Origin of the sequence: Clostridium sp. CCUG 7971 (assembly GCF_017590215.1) — a bacterium.
Lineage (GTDB): Bacteria > Bacillota > Clostridia > Peptostreptococcales > Peptostreptococcaceae > Faecalimicrobium.
The window spans coordinates 1-15,616 of record NZ_JAFFPK010000120.1 but is presented as its reverse complement, the minus strand read 5'-3'; the positions used below and the strand labels follow the sequence as shown (position 1 = coordinate 15,616).

Sequence of the window (15,616 nt, the reverse complement as noted above, 5' to 3'; positions counted from 1 at the left end):
TTTTTGTTACCATAGTATTTTTCCACATTTTTCAATTTCAATATATTTTTCATATTCATCACCTCTAACCTAATTATACTTTAAGTTAAGTTGACTTGATTTGATTTAATGTTACAATAAACTTTCATTATTGTAACATTAAATCAAATTCTAACTTACTAATTAATTATAAATTACTTGAAATTAAAAAATGAGCCATTAAACGGCTCATTTAAATAACTATTTTTTATAAAAGCTACCTTTTGGAAATATTAGCGATACTTTAGTATATTCATTTATACTAGATTCTATTGAAATATCTATATTTAATTTATTACAAAGTTTCTTACAAATATATAAACCCATACCTGTTGAATGATTATATTTTCTACCTGAATTTCCTGTAAATCCTTTTTCAAAAACTCTGTTTATATGACTATTATCTATTCCTATTCCTCTGTCTTCAATAACAAGATTTAAATTATTATTAATTTCAATAGTGTAGATTTTTATGTATCCGTTTCCTTTTTTTGAATATTTAACGGCGTTAATAAGTATCTGAGAAATTATAAATGAAATCCACTTATTATCAGTAAATACCTCATATTCTAAATTTCCTATATCTAACTCAATATTATTTAATATAAACATCCTTTTGTTATTAATTATTGTTTTATCTACCAATTCATTTAGATATATTTCTCTTATTAAGTAATCTTTTTGAACATATTCACTTCGAGCATAAAATAATGTTTGATCTATTAATTGGTCTATTTTTTCAACTTCTTCAAGAATACTTCTAGATATATGTGTTTTATTATTTTCATGGATTAATTTTATAGATGATATAGGAGTTTTTATTTCATGGACCCATGCTTCTACATAATCTTTGTAATCTAAACGATCATTATTAATTATATTTATATGCTCAATCATTGATTTATTGCAATTTCTTAGAATATAGTGAAATAAATCGTGTTCATTAGACTTATTATTTTCTAAAACTTCACTTAATAAGTATTTTTTATCTAATTTATCTAAAATATCAATTGTTGTTTTGAAGTAATTGATTTTAGTTTTATATTCATGACAAATGCTTATTAACATTACAGAGATATATATTAGTGCAATAGTAAGAATAATATCAGTATTATTTGTTGTACTAAATACAAATATTAAAATAAATATTAAACCTAGAGTTTGGACAATTATACTAAATAATTTATCAGTTAAGAAACTTTTAAAATTATACATAATATCCATATCCCCTTTTAGTTTTTATAAAATCATTTATTCCTAAAGATTCAAGTTTAGTTCTTATTCTAGTTATATTTACGGTTAAAGTGTTGTCATTTACAAACAAAGAACTATCCCAAAGATAATCTAGTATATCAACTCTAGCAATTATTTTTTCTTTATTAGTCATTATGTAATATAATATTTTGAATTCATTTTTAGTAAGTTCGATATCTTTATTGTTATACTCTACTTTGCTTGATAACATATTTAATTTAACACCGTTGACTTCTAGCATTTCATCTTTTTTTATAGTTTTATAAGCTCTTTTTAAAATTGAATTTATTCTAGCTAAAAGAATTTGAGTATTATATGGCTTAGTTATAAAATCATCACCACCTATTGTAATACTCATAAGTTCATCAATATTATTATCTCTACTTGTTACAAATATTATTGGTACACTAGATATCTCTCTTATTTTCATGCAAATATTAAATCCATCTTCATTTTCTAAGTTTATATCTAAAAGAATTAGGTCAGGTTTAACTTTATTAAATATTTCAAATACATTTTCAAAGTTATCTATTTTTATAGGATCAAATTCATTATTTTTTAAAATGTTATACAATTCATTTCGTATTTTTTCTTCGTCTTCAACTATCAATACTTTAAACATATTCCCTCCAATACTAAGTAAATTATATTTTACTCAACTATTTGTACTATATATTTATTATACTAAAGAAAAGTTAAAAAAAAGCACCTAATAAGCTTTAGAGAAATATTATTAAGTATTTTGTGTTACTATGACAAAATATCAACTCTGTATTATTTAAATCATTTTGGTTTTTGTATTAACTATTTAAGTGGTAAAGATTTAGAAAAAGTAAAGGAGGAGCTTAGAGTGACTGAAATAGGAAAGAGTCTTATTGAAGAAGGATTAGAAAAAGGTAAAAAAGAAGGAATAGAAGAAGGCGAAAGAAAAAAGGCTATGGAAATAGCTAAAAGCCTATTAGATGTATTATCTATAAAAATGATAGCTGAGAAGATAAGTAAAATAAAATGGAGGGCATTGCCATCCATCTTTATTTTACTTAGGTCAATGGGAGCTAAGCTATGTTAAATGCTGAATTTTATATGGCTAAGCAACTTATAAGTAACTTAGTATTTATAATAGCATTTTTTATTATGATAAAAAAATTAGGATATAGTTATAAAGCAAAAGGTATATTCCTTAATATAATAAATATAGCTTTAGTAATTTTATTGATAAAATTTGAATTAAAATATTTTGTTATAGGAAAATGTATAATAACATCTATAATTTTATTATTTTTGATTTGCAAAATTTCATATGCTTTTGACTTAAAAAAAGCTTTGACGTATTCGATATTATATAACTTGATATATAGGGGGATAGAATTCACTCTTAATCATCTTATATGGTGGTATATTTATATTATTATGAGATATAAATTAAATTTTGAGTGGAGTATTGAGTATGAAATTTCACAGGTTATAGTATGTAATTTACTTATTTTTTTACTTGTATGCTCCTTTAATAAGTTAAAAAATTTATCTGTTAACAAGAAGTATTATTTGTACATTGCAATTACAATAATTATAAATATTTTAATACTATTATTTTTAAAGGAAGCATCCAATAGTATATATGGATATTATTCTCTAGTTACTGATAATCATATAAAAATAAATCAATCAAAATTATTTATGCCATTTGTTAATTTTGCAGATTTTGCATTACCTAACATAATAGTTGCAAGTAATATAGTTTTTATACTTTCACTTATAAAACTTTTAAAATATACTCAAGAAAAAGCGAAGATTGAAGTGCTTAATGAAAAAATTGATATGCAGTATAATTATTATCTAAACATTAAAGAATCTCAAGAAAGAGTAAAAAGACTTTACCACGATATAAATAATCATATAACAAATATTAAGGCAATTGAAAGTAAAAATGATGAAGTAGATACTTATGTAGATAGCATTAACAAGGAAATAAAAGACTTTGAAAGTATTTATAATACAGGGAATGTTATACTAGATATTATACTAAATGAAAAAAGTAAGTTATGTAAGAAAAATAATATAGATTTATTATGTAATATAGATTTTTCAAAATGTAATTTTATAGAGATGATAGATGTATCTTCTATATTTTCAAATTTAATAGATAATGCAATAGAAGCATGTGAAAAAATAGAAGATAAAGAACTTGAAAAATATATAAGCATAAGAGGAACAATTGTAAAATCATATTATATTATACGGTGTCAAAACAGTAAAACTAATAAAGTTATATCAAAAAATAATAAGATACTAACTAGCAAAAAGGACAAGTATCTACATGGTCTTGGCATTGAGAGTATAAAATCTTCAATTAAAAAGTATGATGGAGAACTAGATATTCAAACAGATGAAAATAAATTTAAAACTACAATATACATACCACTTAAATAAAACGCATGATATTTTCTCATAATGATCTCTCTATCTTTTTAATTTAATTATATCAATAGGGTATACTCTATTAGTATAATTAATTAGTTATTGAAAAATCAGTGTTTGAAGTGTCCCATAAGACTTGTATCAGAATGGAGGAAGAGATTTGAGAAAAATAGGATATGTTCGTGTAAGTTCACAGGATCAAAATGAAGAAAGACAAATTATACAACTAAACGAAATCGGAGTAGATTTTATTTATCAAGAAAAAATATCCGGAGCAACTTTAGATAGAAAAGAACTTAATAAGATGCTTGATGAACTTAAACCAAAAGATATAGTTTTTGTAACTGACCTTACAAGAATTACAAGAAGTACGAAGGATTTATTTTTATTAGTTGATAAAATTAAAAGCAAAGGTGCAACGTTAAAGTCAATTAAAGATACATGGCTAGATTTATCGGAAGATAATCCATACAGCCAATTTTTAATAACTGTAATGGCTGGTGTTAATCAACTAGAAAGAGATTTAATTAAAATCAGACAACGTGAAGGTATTGAAATTGCTAAGTCACAGGGTAAATATAAAGGGAGAATTAAAAAATATCATAGTAATCATGAAGGAATAAATTATGCAGTTAAATTGTATAGAGAAGGAAATATGACTGTTAAGCAAATATGCGAAATAACAAATATATCAAGATCTTCCCTTTATAGAAAACTTCAAGAGGATGCATCTAATTAAAAATATCTATATGGGGGTAGAATATGGATTATGCGCAAATGGTGTGTTAATCAAAATTTAACTAGTACTTGCAATAGTCTGAGTGTTAAACTTAGTCCGACAAACTTTACGATTTAGAGTTAAAATTATAATATAAAAATACCTTAACTAAACTTTAGATTGAAAATAAAAGTCTAATTAGCTATATTTAAATAAAGAAAACATAAAATATAAAGAAAAGAGTTGATAAAAATGCCAACGATAAGTATGTTTTACGGAATAATAATAAGAATGTATTGTGCACCAAAAGAGCATGCACCTTCACACTTTCATGCGTACTACCAAGATCATAAAGCATTAATTAATATAAAAACATGTGAACTAATGGAAGGATCTTTACCTAAAAAACAACTTAGATTAGTACTTGCTTGGGCTGAACTTCATCAAGATGAATTATTAGCAAATTGGGAAATAGCTATGAATAGTGAGCTACCATTTAAAATAGAACCATTAAAATAAGAGGTGATAATATGTATTTAGCTATAAAAGAAGTTAAACCTATAGAGAATTATAAATTAATATTAACCTTTGAAAATAATGAAGTTAGGATATTTGATATGAATCCATATTTAGATAAAGGTATTTTTAGAGAATTAAAAAATGAAAATATATTTAAAGCAGTTAAAGTGAGTTTTGATTCTATAGAATGGCCAAATGAAGCAGATATTGACCCAGAAACATTATATGAAGATAGTGTTTCATATTCAAGTTAGAAATAAGGAGTTGAGATAGAAATTTATCTCAACTCTTTTTATTTATAAATATATTTAATAAATAGACATTTGAGTACTATGGAAGTAAAGAAAAAATGATAGCTGATGAATCATTTACCTATGTTTTATCTAAATAATAAAATAGAATATATATTATATGGATTTATTTTTATATAAATTATATATAATTTAAAAAAAGAATTAACTTATGAATTTTTATACAATTTATAAGTTAATTCTTTTTTAAAATCCTTGCTTTATGGCTATTTATAGCTACGTAAACTCTATATAAAAATCAAAAAAAGCATATAATTACTACTTATATCTTATTTTACCGATAAAAAACTCAGGGAAGTTTAAAGGGGTTCTGTCTATAGCCAGAACCCCTTTAAATTATATATTAATTTTCAGTATCATTTTCAGATGAACGGTTTAAATTGCAGCATGGTTTGCATCCTGATGGACCAGGGCTTTGAGGAGAACAGATAATATCTTCATTATTAGCACATACAAATAATTTCTCCTTAATAACAGTGTATATTCTTTTATTTACAAGAAGTGAATATTCAACACCTGCAGTAAAAGATGATTTACAGTCTTTATTTCTCTTATATTTATCATCAGTATTTACACACTCAACACTGATGCATCCTTTAAATTCTTCATGAATAGCTACCTTCTTAGCTCCTTTAGGTATACATACTCTTCCATATAAATCTACAGATTTAAACCCAGGGCTCCAGCAATCATGCTTATAGCAATCAGATAATGGTCCTGTATATGGTATAGTAGATGCTCTAAAATTCTTACATCCTATTTTACCGCAAACAGATATTTTGAAGTTACAAACATAGAAATTTAAATTTTCTTCAAATATTCTACTTTTTACTCCATAACTATGAGATTTACAATCCATTTGAGACTCTTTTACATTACCTACAAATTCATCATATAGATATAGTTCATGACAGTCACAATCATCATCTTTATGTTTTTTTAATTCACAGCAATATATTGAATCATTTGTTGCATAGAATTTTAAATTTTGTGCATCTATTTTTCCATCTAATACTTTATCAGTAAGACCAATAAAGTCATATTCTACATTCACGCAATCTATGCATATAGGATCTCCATTGCAGAAATTACCATCTTCAATGTAGAAAGTTACACATGGATCATATTTAAATTGCTCATCTTCTAAGCAAACACAATCGAATATTCTTTGACTAAGTATTGGTATAGCAACAGCATTACGAAAATCACAGTCTTGTTCAATTGGTTCACAATAATTACAATGACAAGCATGGCTCATAGGTTGATAATCTTTGTCTAGCTCTATTTTACATTTTTCATTACACTCATCTTGATTTTCTATATTATTTCTACATTCATCCATAATATATTATGTCCCCCTATTTACTAAAATTTTTTCATTACTAATTCATTTTATGATTAAAAAAAAACATGTGTTACTAATTTTAAGTATATATTTGAGACTTATAACATAAAATTAGTACTTTAAGCTCAAAAGTTGACGTTATTTTATTGATTTTAAGTAACAATTATTTGGATTTAGAAATATATTAGTTTATATAGAGCCAATTTTAATCTCTATATATATTAATTAATATGAAGGAGTGCAAACCATTGAGCGAAAATAATAGATATTTCTGCGATTGCGGAAAAGATGATAAGGATATGTATAACTACGGATGTAAAAAAGATAATTGCAAAAAAGATGATTGTAGAAAAGATGATTGTAGAAAAAATGATAAATGTCATGATGACCATAAATGTTGTGAAGATAAAAAACATCATGATAAAAAATGCTCTGATGAGTGTTGTTGTAAACTTAGCTTAATAAAAGCACTAGAATTATTAGGATGCGAAGTAAATGACTTGGTAAACTTTAATGCTGCTGCATTTATTACAGATTACTATGTAGGTGGAGGAAATTTAGCACTTTTTGAGCCAAATACATCAATAGGAAATTTAGATAATTTAGGTTCTGTATTAACTGGTGCTTTAAAGAAATTACCAGATTGCAATTGTGATATATTAGATATAGATGCAAACACAGTATATCCAATACCATTACCTACAGACCTTATATCTCTTTTATATGGTCTAATAAATCTTTTAGGCGATCTTGTTGGAGCAGATGCAGCTCTTGACGCTATACTAACAACTATTATAACTCTTTTAGTAGCATTGCTTAATGCTTTAAATACATTAACTGGTGATGCTCTTACAGCATTATTAAATACTATAGCTGCAGCATTAGTATCACTTTTCACTACTTTAGAAGGTGTAGATACAGCATCTTTATGCGAAATAAGAGCTCTTGCATTTGACTTAATTCCAGATGCTCCAGTAGTTCCAGGAACACCATGCTGTACAGAAACAAATTTTGCTAGATTAAGAAGAGAGTTAAAATGCATTCTTAAAGAAAAATGTCCTGCTAAAGTTGATTGTAAACCAGACTGTGAACCTTGCTGCTGTGATAAAGGCGTATTAAGTCAAGTAGCAGGAAGCAATATAGCTAGTACTGTTAGCTTAACAGTTGGTTCTTTAACTTTAGAGAATGTTGAAGTATTAGGAACTGTTTGTAACGCAATAATACTTGCTGCACCTCCTGCAGCAGCTACAACTATAACTTTCCCAGCTATTACTATTCTTGGTATAGCAATACCAGGTATAACATTACCTGTTTCAGCAACTCCAGGAAGATTATATGTTGTTTGTGCAGACGCAGTAACTTTTATGGATTAATAAATAAAAAATACTGAAGACTAAGTCTTCAGTATTTTTTTTACAAATAAAGAATATTAAACTACTTGAATACAGATACAAAAGTCCCATTTTAATTTTTTTAAATATACTAACTATATAAGCTAAAATAACAATTTTTTCTTATTGTAGTTAGTATATTTTTTGTAGGAGTGAATCTTAGAATGCGTAAAAAAAATATTTCCAATAAAAATGATGGCTTTAAATATAAATCATCTATAAATAATTATGGACAGAATAATAAAGCAGTAAAAAATTTAAAACCATTATCTCAGTGTAGTAGCTGTTGTTCAAATAAAGGAGCAACAGGACCGACGGGTCCAACAGGCCCAACGGGAGCAACAGGGCCAACTGGACCAATAGGCCCAACGGGAGCAACAGGATCTATTGGTGAAACCGGAGCAACAGGACCTATGGGAGCAACAGGTGAAATAGGACCAACAGGTGCAATGGGTGCTACAGGGGCTACAGGCCCAGCGGGAGCAACAGGAGCAACAGGAGAAACCGGTCCAACCGGAGCAACAGGGCCAACGGGAGCAGCAGGCCCAATTGGCCCAACAGGAGCAACAGGAGAAACCGGTCCAACTGGTGCGATAGGTCCAATTGGCCCCACAGGTTCAACAGGTTCAATTGGTCCTATGGGAGCAACGGGAGCCACAGGGCTAACAGGTGCCACAGGTTTAATAGGCCCAACAGGAGCAACGGGAGCTACAGGATTAACAGGCCCAACAGGTTCAATAGGCCCAACTGGGGCAACGGGAGCTACAGGATTAACAGGCCCAACAGGTTCAATAGGCCCAACAGGCCCAACGGGAGCAATAGGCCCAATAGGCCCAACAGGTTCAATAGGCCCAACAGGCCCAACAGGTTCAACAGGAGCAACAGGAGCAACAGGTGCGACAGGTGCTGATGCAGTTGCTGGATCTACAGCGATTTCAGCTTATGCCGCTAATACTACTGGTGGAACGATTAGTGTTATATTAGGTGGAACTTTAGTTACATTTCCAAGTGTAAACAATGTTTCTGCAGGTATAACATTTACGACTAATAATACATTTACAGTAGGTTCAAGTGGAAAATATTATATTAGATATAATTTATTTTTAAATGCTGGATTAGCAATAACTACTCAAATTCTAAGAAATGGCACGCCAGTTCCAGGAACCATAAGAAGTGGTTTGGCTCTTACTGATTTTAGTAGTGAGGTAATAGTTACTTTAGCTGCAAATGATACTATACAATTACAGTTAACAGGATTAATTGTGATTGCTACATTACAAAGTGGTACTGGTGCTTCATTAACTATTATCAAATTAAGTAATTAAAAATAATAATAGACTTATATTTTTATATATAAAAATAGGTGAAAAAATGAAAAATAAAAATAATAAATCGAAACAGAATCAAACTTTAAATAGATCAAATATATATATGTATGGATATACTAATAGCTATAGCTCTGATTGTAAATCAAATATAAGTTCAATTAACTGTACTGGACCAACTGGCGCAACAGGGCCAACCGGACCAACAGGATCTACTGGACCTATAGGAAATATAGGTGATATAGGCCCAACAGGGCAAGCAGGGCCTATGGGAGCAACAGGCCCAACTGGTATCATAGGGACTATTGGTTCTATTGGAAATACTGGAATCACAGGAAATACAGGAGCAACGGGCCCAACAGGTATGGCGGGATCTATTGGTATAGGTATAACAGGTATAACGGGACCTACCGGAGATATAGGACCTACAGGTATTACAGGTGTAATAGGTTCTACTGGTGCAACTGGTCCTATAGGGTCTACAGGAATGACAGGATCAACAGGGCCAATTGGAGTAACTGGCCCAACAGGCAATGTAGGATCAACAGGAGCAACAGGACCTATTGGAGTGACTGGAATAACAGGGAATGTGGGACCTACTGGCCCAACAGGCCCAACAGGAGTAAATGGGGTAGCAGGCAATATAGGCCCAACAGGAGCAACAGGACCTATTGGAGTGACTGGAGCAACTGGAAATATTGGTCCAACAGGAGCAACAGGACCTATTGGAGCAACTGGGGTAACTGGTTCTACTGGATCTGTGGGTCCAACAGGAGCTACTGGCATTGAAATGGTATTTGGTTATGGCGCTAATAATCAAGCTGTATCTATTCCAATAAGTGTGGGTACTCCTGCAAATGTATCATTTCCAGATGCTCAAAATTTAAGCGCAGTTACCATTTCAAGTCCTGATTTTCAAGTATTTACAGTTCCTAGTAGTGGTAGATACTATATATCATACAATGTTTTTTTAACAGTAGGGCTAGCAATGACAAGTCAATTGATACAAAATGGAGTAACTCCAATTTCTGGATCACAAAGGTCTGGACTTATTGCTACTAAATTTAATGCTAATTTAATCGTAAGTTTAAATGCAAATGATACTATTATACTTCAATTATCAGGTATTAATGCGACTGCATCTTTGCAAGGTGGAACTGGTGCAACATTAACGATTATTAAATTAAATTAAAAAGCTACTCATTAATAAACTATATCCTTTATGATAGACAGTTAAAATGATAAAACTATCATCATGAAGGGTATAGTTTTATGTTAGCTGAGCGAAGCGAATTTTTTATTTATAATGGTCAATAGGGAAATAGTAAGTATTTGAATTAATAGAATCATTATTATTACTACTATTACAACTATAACTATGATTACTATTACTTTTTTCTGATACAGTACTATGTTCATGTTTTGTATACTCACATTTATTTTGAGTTATACAAGGATTAGGCTTATGGTGTCTAATATTTGGACATATTATAAATAGTACGGCAATTTCTATACATCTTTCGTTATAGTAGTTAATATCAACGTCTTCAATGCCTATAAATATAGAGTTTAGTCCTATTTCACATTCATCAAAGCAAAAGTCTTCTATTAATACAAATTCATAAAAAGGAATTTCCCAATGAGCAGAATGTATAGATTGTTCACAATTTAGTGCAGTATAAATTATTTTAATCTTTTTTGTGCCACAGATTATAACTTTAGGGCCTAAGATTGTATTTATTAATCTATATTCATTTATACAGATAGATACTTTAATTTCGTTTATTGATTCTATGCTAGGCTTTTGGCAAGGAATAGATACTGTGTCTACTTCCAAACATTGCTTACAAGATACTAAATAGTCTCTACATGGATATTGTTCTAGGGGTGTTAATCCAACTATTGATATGTTTTCGTTCATTTTATCACCGCCTTAAAATTTAATAAAATAAAAGATTATAATATATAATATGAATCAAAATTATATGTTTACATAAAATTCGCTTTGCTCATATCGCAGGCGACTTCGTCCGTTGCTTAAAAACTTTTTTACTTAATATTGGTGCATTGGTATTACTTAGTTATAGTTTCTTTATACGTAAAAAAGAAAGTATTTAATTTTAAATACTTTCTTTTACTTTTAACAATCAAAAATGCATTGAGTTTTAACTTGTATGCTAATACATCTAGGGTCAATTTTATCAATAAAATAAAATTCGAAATTTCCTACAAAAAACTTGTATGTCTCTCCACAATTACAATTATTACAATGTTCTGTATTACAGCAATCGCAATCATTACAACTGTAACAATTAATATCGTCATCATTTTTTACATTATAACATCCAGTAAAAATTTTTCTAATCTCTCTTGTATATAATTTTTGGTTTTTATATACCTCCACTATAACAAGTAAATGCTCATTTTCACATATATTGTGTAGTGTTACAGGTACGATTATACAACTTCCTTGGCAACAATTTGACTGACCATTATTTTTTATATACTTGATGTCTTTACATGGATATTTTGTTGCTTTATATTTATCCATACTTAATTCTCCCTTTTAAGATTTTCACTAACATGACTTTACAACTGAAATAAATATAGATGTAGTTTTGTATATACTTCGTTCGCCAAAATTACAGGCACTAGATCTTTCAATATATGGTGTTACCTTAAATTGTTGACGAATACTTGTATCTGAATCTATTATAATGAAAGTTGAAAATGGTGTTATATAATTTACGCTATGAACTGATTGTTCATCTACTAATGCTGTATAAATTATATTTTGCTTTAATAGCCCTTCTATTACTAATTTTTTACCTGTTATATGGGTACATTCTCCATTTGATACATTTTGACCTAGTATAGGTGTACCAATAGAGGGCGTATAACCTGTTACTGTAGGAGTTTCTACCACTCTTTGAGAAATTATTTCAATAGATGAATGAACCTCAATAATTTCTTCTATACCTATATTTTGAATTGGTAATGTAACAATTTCACAAAGTAAAAACTCAGTCCATGTATTATAAGAGTCTTCACATTCTATAACCTTTTGTATTTTATTTTGGGGATATACTCCAACTATATTGATATTATTTGCCATAGACCTTGCTCCTTGTGACTTATAATTGATATTAATTTGATATATACTGTAAATTTGTATATACTACATTAATATTTCGACAAATAATTAATTGTTACATTTTATATTAATAATAAAAAGCTATATACCTTCTAAGAGTTAGATAGTATATAGCTCTTGATAAAATTAAGAGAGTTTAACTACAAACTGTGGCTACTCTAGCTCTTAAGAATACTGTTACATTTTTAAATATAGTTCTAGGATCTAGTGCGTATATAAATACATCTTCTATATATGTGTCTATATTGAACTCTTCACATAAATCTGGTTCTATTACTTGATTTGATCCTACTATAAATCCATTTATAACTAGAGGAACTGTTGGATTAGTTGGGTCATAAACTTCTATACCTTCTTGGTATGTTAATCCTTCAAAGTTAGCATATGGTATTATAAATGCACTAAATGGTATTTCATAATGTGCAGAGTGAACAGATTGAGTTTCAACTTCTGCAGTATATACTACCTTTTGTTTAAGTGTACCTTCTATTATTAATTTTCTACCACTTAAACAAGTACCTTCAGCATTAGGTATTATTGCAATTGCGTATGCTTGAGTACAATCAACTGGAGCTAATATATCTAATACAGCTGTTATTGCAGCTATTACAGCAGCTATTAATGGAGGTAATGTAGTATTTATTAAAGTAGTTAAAGCTGTTGTAACTAATCCGACAGCTGTTGTAACTGCTACATTTCCAATAGCCGCTGCTGCAGCAGTAAGAGTATTAAGCATAGCTGTTAATATACCAAGTATAGAATTAATTACAGTTGTAAGTGTATTTAAAGCCTCTATAAGAGCTTGAAGTGCTGCACAGATTAAATCTGGAGAAAATGGAACAGCTATTATAGCAGCTATTAAGTTGTCAGCTGCATTAGCAACAGCTGTTGTAGCAGTATTTATACTAGTAATTAAGGTATTAACTGTAGTTACCATACCTTGAACTGTAGTTATTAATGCAGGAACACCAGGAACAGCTACTAAAGTACCTAATGTAGTTAATAAAGTATTTAACAATGGCGTTATAGTATTTAAAGGTGTTATAACAGCAGCAACAGTAGTATTAATAGCTGTAATTAATGGTGTTAATATTGCTGATGTTATACCACTAGCTGCTTCAAAAAAGCTAAATAGTACATATCTTCTATAAGCAAAAGGTGTTTCTATTAAATTTACACTATCAAGTTCTATATTTACATAAACTTGATCTAGATTTTCTATATTTGGTTTTTGCTCGGGTACACATAATATTTCAGGGACAGATATTTCAGTCCAGTTTAGTGCAGTTCTATCATTTCCAGCGAAAGTTACATTTGATACATCTGATACACCAATGGTTCTGACGTTAAAATCGCAACCACAGCCTTTAGATGCGTTACTATTACAATTACATGGCATAGTCTAATCCTCCCTATTTATTAGCATATTCTAGATGCTTTTATGAATATAGTCGTATTTTTAAATATATTTCTTTCAGATAAGTTATAGGCAAATATATCTTCTATATATGGTGTTATATTAAATTTTTGTGATAGAGGAGTATCTCCTTCTATTATTATAAATGCAGAAAAAGGAACAGTATGATTAGCAGAATGAAGTGGTTGTTCATCTGTTAAAGCTGTATAGATTACCTTTTGCTTTAATAAGCCTTCTATTACTAATTTTCTTCCTGTTAAATTAGTACATTCTCCATTTGGAATGTTTTGACCTAGTATAGGAGTACCTGCAGGTGGTGTATAACCTGTTACTGTAGGCGTTTTTACTACTCTTTGAGATATTATTTCTATACATGAATGTACTTCTACTAATGCCTCTATATCTGGTTTTTGCACTGGTATATCAACCACTTCAGGTATAAAAAACTCAGTCCATTTATCTATATTTTGAGGACAAGTCAATGCTTTTCCTATTTTGTTTTGAGGATAAGCCCCTACCGTATTTATATGGCCAGCTTGTGTATAACATTTGCTAAAAAAGTTGTATCCTGTGTTTGCTGTATAATCACAATTTGACATAGCGCTATTCTCCTTGATTTAAGATTTTATATTACTTGATTTGGAACGGCATATACTAACATAGTTACTTGTTTAAGAATTGTTCTTTCATCAACCATATTTACGATTACATCTTCTATACATGCATTTACTTGATATTGTATATTTAATGAATCAACTGGCGTAGCAAGTGGATTATCTGATAAGTTTAAAGTTTTTGGAACTACTATATAAGATGAAAATGGTACATAAAAATGAGCAGAGTGAACTGACTGTTCTAGATCATTTGCTGTATACACAACCTTTTGACATAACTCCCCCTCAACTATTATCTTTCTTCCCGTAGATACTTTACCTTCTAAGTTAGGTAATAACTCCCCATTTACAGTTGGTGATTCTGGTACCTGTATAACCTCTTGTCTAATTATATTAACCGATACGTTAACTGAGTTTATTTGCTCCATATCTGGTTTTTGAGTTGGAATATTAAGTGTTTCTGTAACGCTCATCTGTAACCAGTAAGGATTTTCACTTATAACAGTAGTTACGTCTTTAGGGTCACACATGCCTGATATATCAACTAATCCCATATTATAATCCATTATTTGAATTTCTCCTTTATTATATATTTAGAGACAACTTCTCTCACTAATTATTATATTTTTCTGAAAATAATATGTGCCTTAATTGAGCTTAAGATTTTACTTTAAAACATTTAATTCTATTAATAGGTGCTTTATATTTAATGTACATTATTGTTTTTGATTAAATTTTTAATTAACTTACAAAAAATTGAATATTATATTATAAATGAAGAATAAAGGGGGAGGAATATATATATGAGCTATATAAAAAACTTTTCATATAAATTCAAGTATGATCCAAACAATACGCCAAATAAAAACTATAATTTCAGGAGCAAATCTAATACAAGAAGAATCCAACAAAGTGGATCAAGTAAAAATATCTTAGTGAATACATCAACAAAAAAAGGCGATGGAATGCAAGACCCAAGAGGAGATCAAGGCTTACGTGGAGTTCATGGACCAAGAGGGGAACAAAACTTATCTGAAGTCCAGGACCTAAGAGAGGAACAAGTGTTACCAGTAGAGCAACAACCAGGAGGGGAACAGGATTTACCAGTAGATCAAGGACCAAGAGGAGAACA

17 protein-coding genes and 1 pseudogene are annotated in these 15,616 nt (G+C 29.2%); 9 read left to right on the top strand and 9 right to left on the bottom strand.

Annotated elements, in window-relative coordinates; all coding sequences use genetic code 11:
- Window positions 1-219 precede the first annotated feature (219 nt).
- Both JWF52_RS14775 and JWF52_RS14770 read right to left on the bottom strand, forming a co-directional pair.
- Window positions 220-1,233, bottom strand: coding sequence for a sensor histidine kinase (locus JWF52_RS14775; RefSeq protein WP_208334303.1), 1,014 nt, complete (start codon window positions 1,231-1,233; stop codon window positions 220-222).
- Window positions 1,226-1,894 (bottom strand): response regulator transcription factor, encoded by a 669-nt coding sequence (locus tag JWF52_RS14770; RefSeq protein WP_208334302.1) that lies wholly within the window; start codon window positions 1,892-1,894, stop codon window positions 1,226-1,228. Before JWF52_RS14770 ends, JWF52_RS14775 begins: the two co-directional genes overlap by 8 nt.
- Before the next feature lie 228 nt (window positions 1,895-2,122).
- Between JWF52_RS14770 and JWF52_RS14765 the strand changes: the two genes are divergently transcribed.
- From JWF52_RS14765 to JWF52_RS14745, 5 genes are all read left to right on the top strand, one after another.
- A complete protein-coding gene (locus JWF52_RS14765; RefSeq protein WP_208334305.1) occupies window positions 2,123-2,341 on the top strand; it encodes a hypothetical protein in 219 nt (72 codons plus the stop codon).
- Complete coding sequence (locus JWF52_RS14760) at window positions 2,335-3,702, top strand: ATP-binding protein (protein ID WP_208334301.1); 1,368 nt, start codon at window positions 2,335-2,337, stop codon at window positions 3,700-3,702. Before JWF52_RS14765 ends, JWF52_RS14760 begins: the two co-directional genes overlap by 7 nt.
- 148 nt (window positions 3,703-3,850) lie before the next feature.
- Window positions 3,851-4,429 (top strand): recombinase family protein, encoded by a 579-nt coding sequence (locus JWF52_RS14755; RefSeq protein WP_286184203.1) that lies wholly within the window; start codon window positions 3,851-3,853, stop codon window positions 4,427-4,429.
- Window positions 4,430-4,660: 231 nt separating this feature from the next.
- A complete protein-coding gene (locus JWF52_RS14750) occupies window positions 4,661-4,927 on the top strand; it encodes a DUF4160 domain-containing protein (RefSeq protein WP_208334300.1) in 267 nt (88 codons plus the stop codon).
- 11 nt (window positions 4,928-4,938) lie between these two features.
- Entirely contained in the window at window positions 4,939-5,181 is a 243-nt protein-coding gene (locus tag JWF52_RS14745) for a DUF2442 domain-containing protein (protein WP_208334299.1), read from the top strand.
- A 400-nt stretch (window positions 5,182-5,581) separates the two neighbouring features.
- Here the strand turns inward: JWF52_RS14745 and JWF52_RS14740 are convergent, their stop codons facing one another.
- Window positions 5,582-6,580 carry a hypothetical protein gene (locus JWF52_RS14740; RefSeq protein ID WP_208334298.1) on the bottom strand — a complete coding sequence of 333 codons (999 nt, stop codon included), beginning with the start codon at window positions 6,578-6,580 and terminating at the stop codon, window positions 5,582-5,584.
- Window positions 6,581-6,831: 251 nt separating this feature from the next.
- Between JWF52_RS14740 and JWF52_RS14735 the strand changes: the two genes are divergently transcribed.
- The 3 genes from JWF52_RS14735 (at window position 6,832) to JWF52_RS14725 (ending at window position 10,491) form a co-directional block, all read left to right on the top strand.
- Window positions 6,832-7,956, top strand: coding sequence for a CotA family spore coat protein (locus JWF52_RS14735; protein WP_208334297.1), 1,125 nt, complete (start codon window positions 6,832-6,834; stop codon window positions 7,954-7,956).
- A gap of 182 nt (window positions 7,957-8,138) precedes the next feature.
- Entirely contained in the window at window positions 8,139-9,299 is a 1,161-nt protein-coding gene (locus tag JWF52_RS19880; RefSeq protein WP_208334296.1) for a BclA C-terminal domain-containing protein, read from the top strand.
- Window positions 9,300-9,345: 46 nt separating this feature from the next.
- Window positions 9,346-10,491 (top strand): BclA C-terminal domain-containing protein, encoded by a 1,146-nt coding sequence (locus JWF52_RS14725; protein ID WP_208334295.1) that lies wholly within the window; start codon window positions 9,346-9,348, stop codon window positions 10,489-10,491.
- A 105-nt stretch (window positions 10,492-10,596) separates the two neighbouring features.
- On the opposite strand, the gene JWF52_RS14720 is transcribed toward JWF52_RS14725, so the two are convergent.
- The 6 genes from JWF52_RS14720 to JWF52_RS14695 all read right to left on the bottom strand — a co-directional run bounded on the left by JWF52_RS14720 (window position 10,597) and on the right by JWF52_RS14695 (window position 15,050).
- The gene (locus tag JWF52_RS14720; RefSeq protein WP_208334294.1) at window positions 10,597-11,220 is read right to left on the bottom strand and encodes a DUF3794 domain-containing protein; all 624 of its coding nucleotides are present in this window, start codon (window positions 11,218-11,220) and stop codon (window positions 10,597-10,599) included.
- A 219-nt stretch (window positions 11,221-11,439) separates the two neighbouring features.
- Window positions 11,440-11,850: a hypothetical protein gene (locus JWF52_RS14715; protein ID WP_208334293.1), complete on the bottom strand. Its 411-nt coding sequence runs from the start codon at window positions 11,848-11,850 to the stop codon at window positions 11,440-11,442.
- A gap of 27 nt (window positions 11,851-11,877) precedes the next feature.
- A complete protein-coding gene (locus JWF52_RS14710; RefSeq protein ID WP_208334292.1) occupies window positions 11,878-12,414 on the bottom strand; it encodes an SPOCS domain-containing protein in 537 nt (178 codons plus the stop codon).
- 175 nt (window positions 12,415-12,589) lie between these two features.
- Window positions 12,590-13,852, bottom strand: a complete 1,263-nt coding sequence (locus JWF52_RS14705) for a DUF3794 domain-containing protein (protein ID WP_208334291.1) — start codon at window positions 13,850-13,852, stop codon at window positions 12,590-12,592.
- Between the two features lie 20 nt (window positions 13,853-13,872).
- On the bottom strand, window positions 13,873-14,469 hold the full coding sequence (locus tag JWF52_RS14700; protein WP_208334290.1) for a DUF3794 domain-containing protein: 597 nt from the start codon (window positions 14,467-14,469) through the stop codon (window positions 13,873-13,875).
- Between the two features lie 26 nt (window positions 14,470-14,495).
- Complete coding sequence (locus JWF52_RS14695; RefSeq protein ID WP_208334289.1) at window positions 14,496-15,050, bottom strand: DUF3794 domain-containing protein; 555 nt, start codon at window positions 15,048-15,050, stop codon at window positions 14,496-14,498.
- A gap of 237 nt (window positions 15,051-15,287) precedes the next feature.
- On the opposite strand from JWF52_RS14695, the pseudogene JWF52_RS14690 reads away from it, so the two are divergent.
- Window positions 15,288-15,616 (top strand): annotated as a pseudogene (locus JWF52_RS14690) (hypothetical protein); the annotation flags it as partial.

Bases quoted from the DNA above. Each gene is read 5' to 3' on its own strand.
- JWF52_RS14775 (WP_208334303.1), bottom strand. From the start codon at position 1,233: ATGTATAATTTTAAAAGTTTCTTAACTGATAAATTATTTAGTATAATT.
- JWF52_RS14770 (WP_208334302.1), bottom strand. From the start codon at position 1,894: ATGTTTAAAGTATTGATAGTTGAAGACGAAGAAAAAATACGAAATGAA.
- JWF52_RS14760 (WP_208334301.1), top strand. From the start codon at position 2,335: ATGTTAAATGCTGAATTTTATATGGCTAAGCAACTTATAAGTAACTTA.
- JWF52_RS14750 (WP_208334300.1), top strand. From the start codon at position 4,661: ATGCCAACGATAAGTATGTTTTACGGAATAATAATAAGAATGTATTGT.
- JWF52_RS14745 (WP_208334299.1), top strand. From the start codon at position 4,939: ATGTATTTAGCTATAAAAGAAGTTAAACCTATAGAGAATTATAAATTA.
- JWF52_RS14740 (WP_208334298.1), bottom strand. From the start codon at position 6,580: ATGGATGAATGTAGAAATAATATAGAAAATCAAGATGAGTGTAATGAA.
- JWF52_RS19880 (WP_208334296.1), top strand. From the start codon at position 8,139: ATGCGTAAAAAAAATATTTCCAATAAAAATGATGGCTTTAAATATAAA.
- JWF52_RS14725 (WP_208334295.1), top strand. From the start codon at position 9,346: ATGAAAAATAAAAATAATAAATCGAAACAGAATCAAACTTTAAATAGA.
- JWF52_RS14720 (WP_208334294.1), bottom strand. From the start codon at position 11,220: ATGAACGAAAACATATCAATAGTTGGATTAACACCCCTAGAACAATAT.
- JWF52_RS14715 (WP_208334293.1), bottom strand. From the start codon at position 11,850: ATGGATAAATATAAAGCAACAAAATATCCATGTAAAGACATCAAGTAT.
- JWF52_RS14710 (WP_208334292.1), bottom strand. From the start codon at position 12,414: ATGGCAAATAATATCAATATAGTTGGAGTATATCCCCAAAATAAAATA.
- JWF52_RS14705 (WP_208334291.1), bottom strand. From the start codon at position 13,852: ATGCCATGTAATTGTAATAGTAACGCATCTAAAGGCTGTGGTTGCGAT.
- JWF52_RS14700 (WP_208334290.1), bottom strand. From the start codon at position 14,469: ATGTCAAATTGTGATTATACAGCAAACACAGGATACAACTTTTTTAGC.
- JWF52_RS14695 (WP_208334289.1), bottom strand. From the start codon at position 15,050: ATGGATTATAATATGGGATTAGTTGATATATCAGGCATGTGTGACCCT.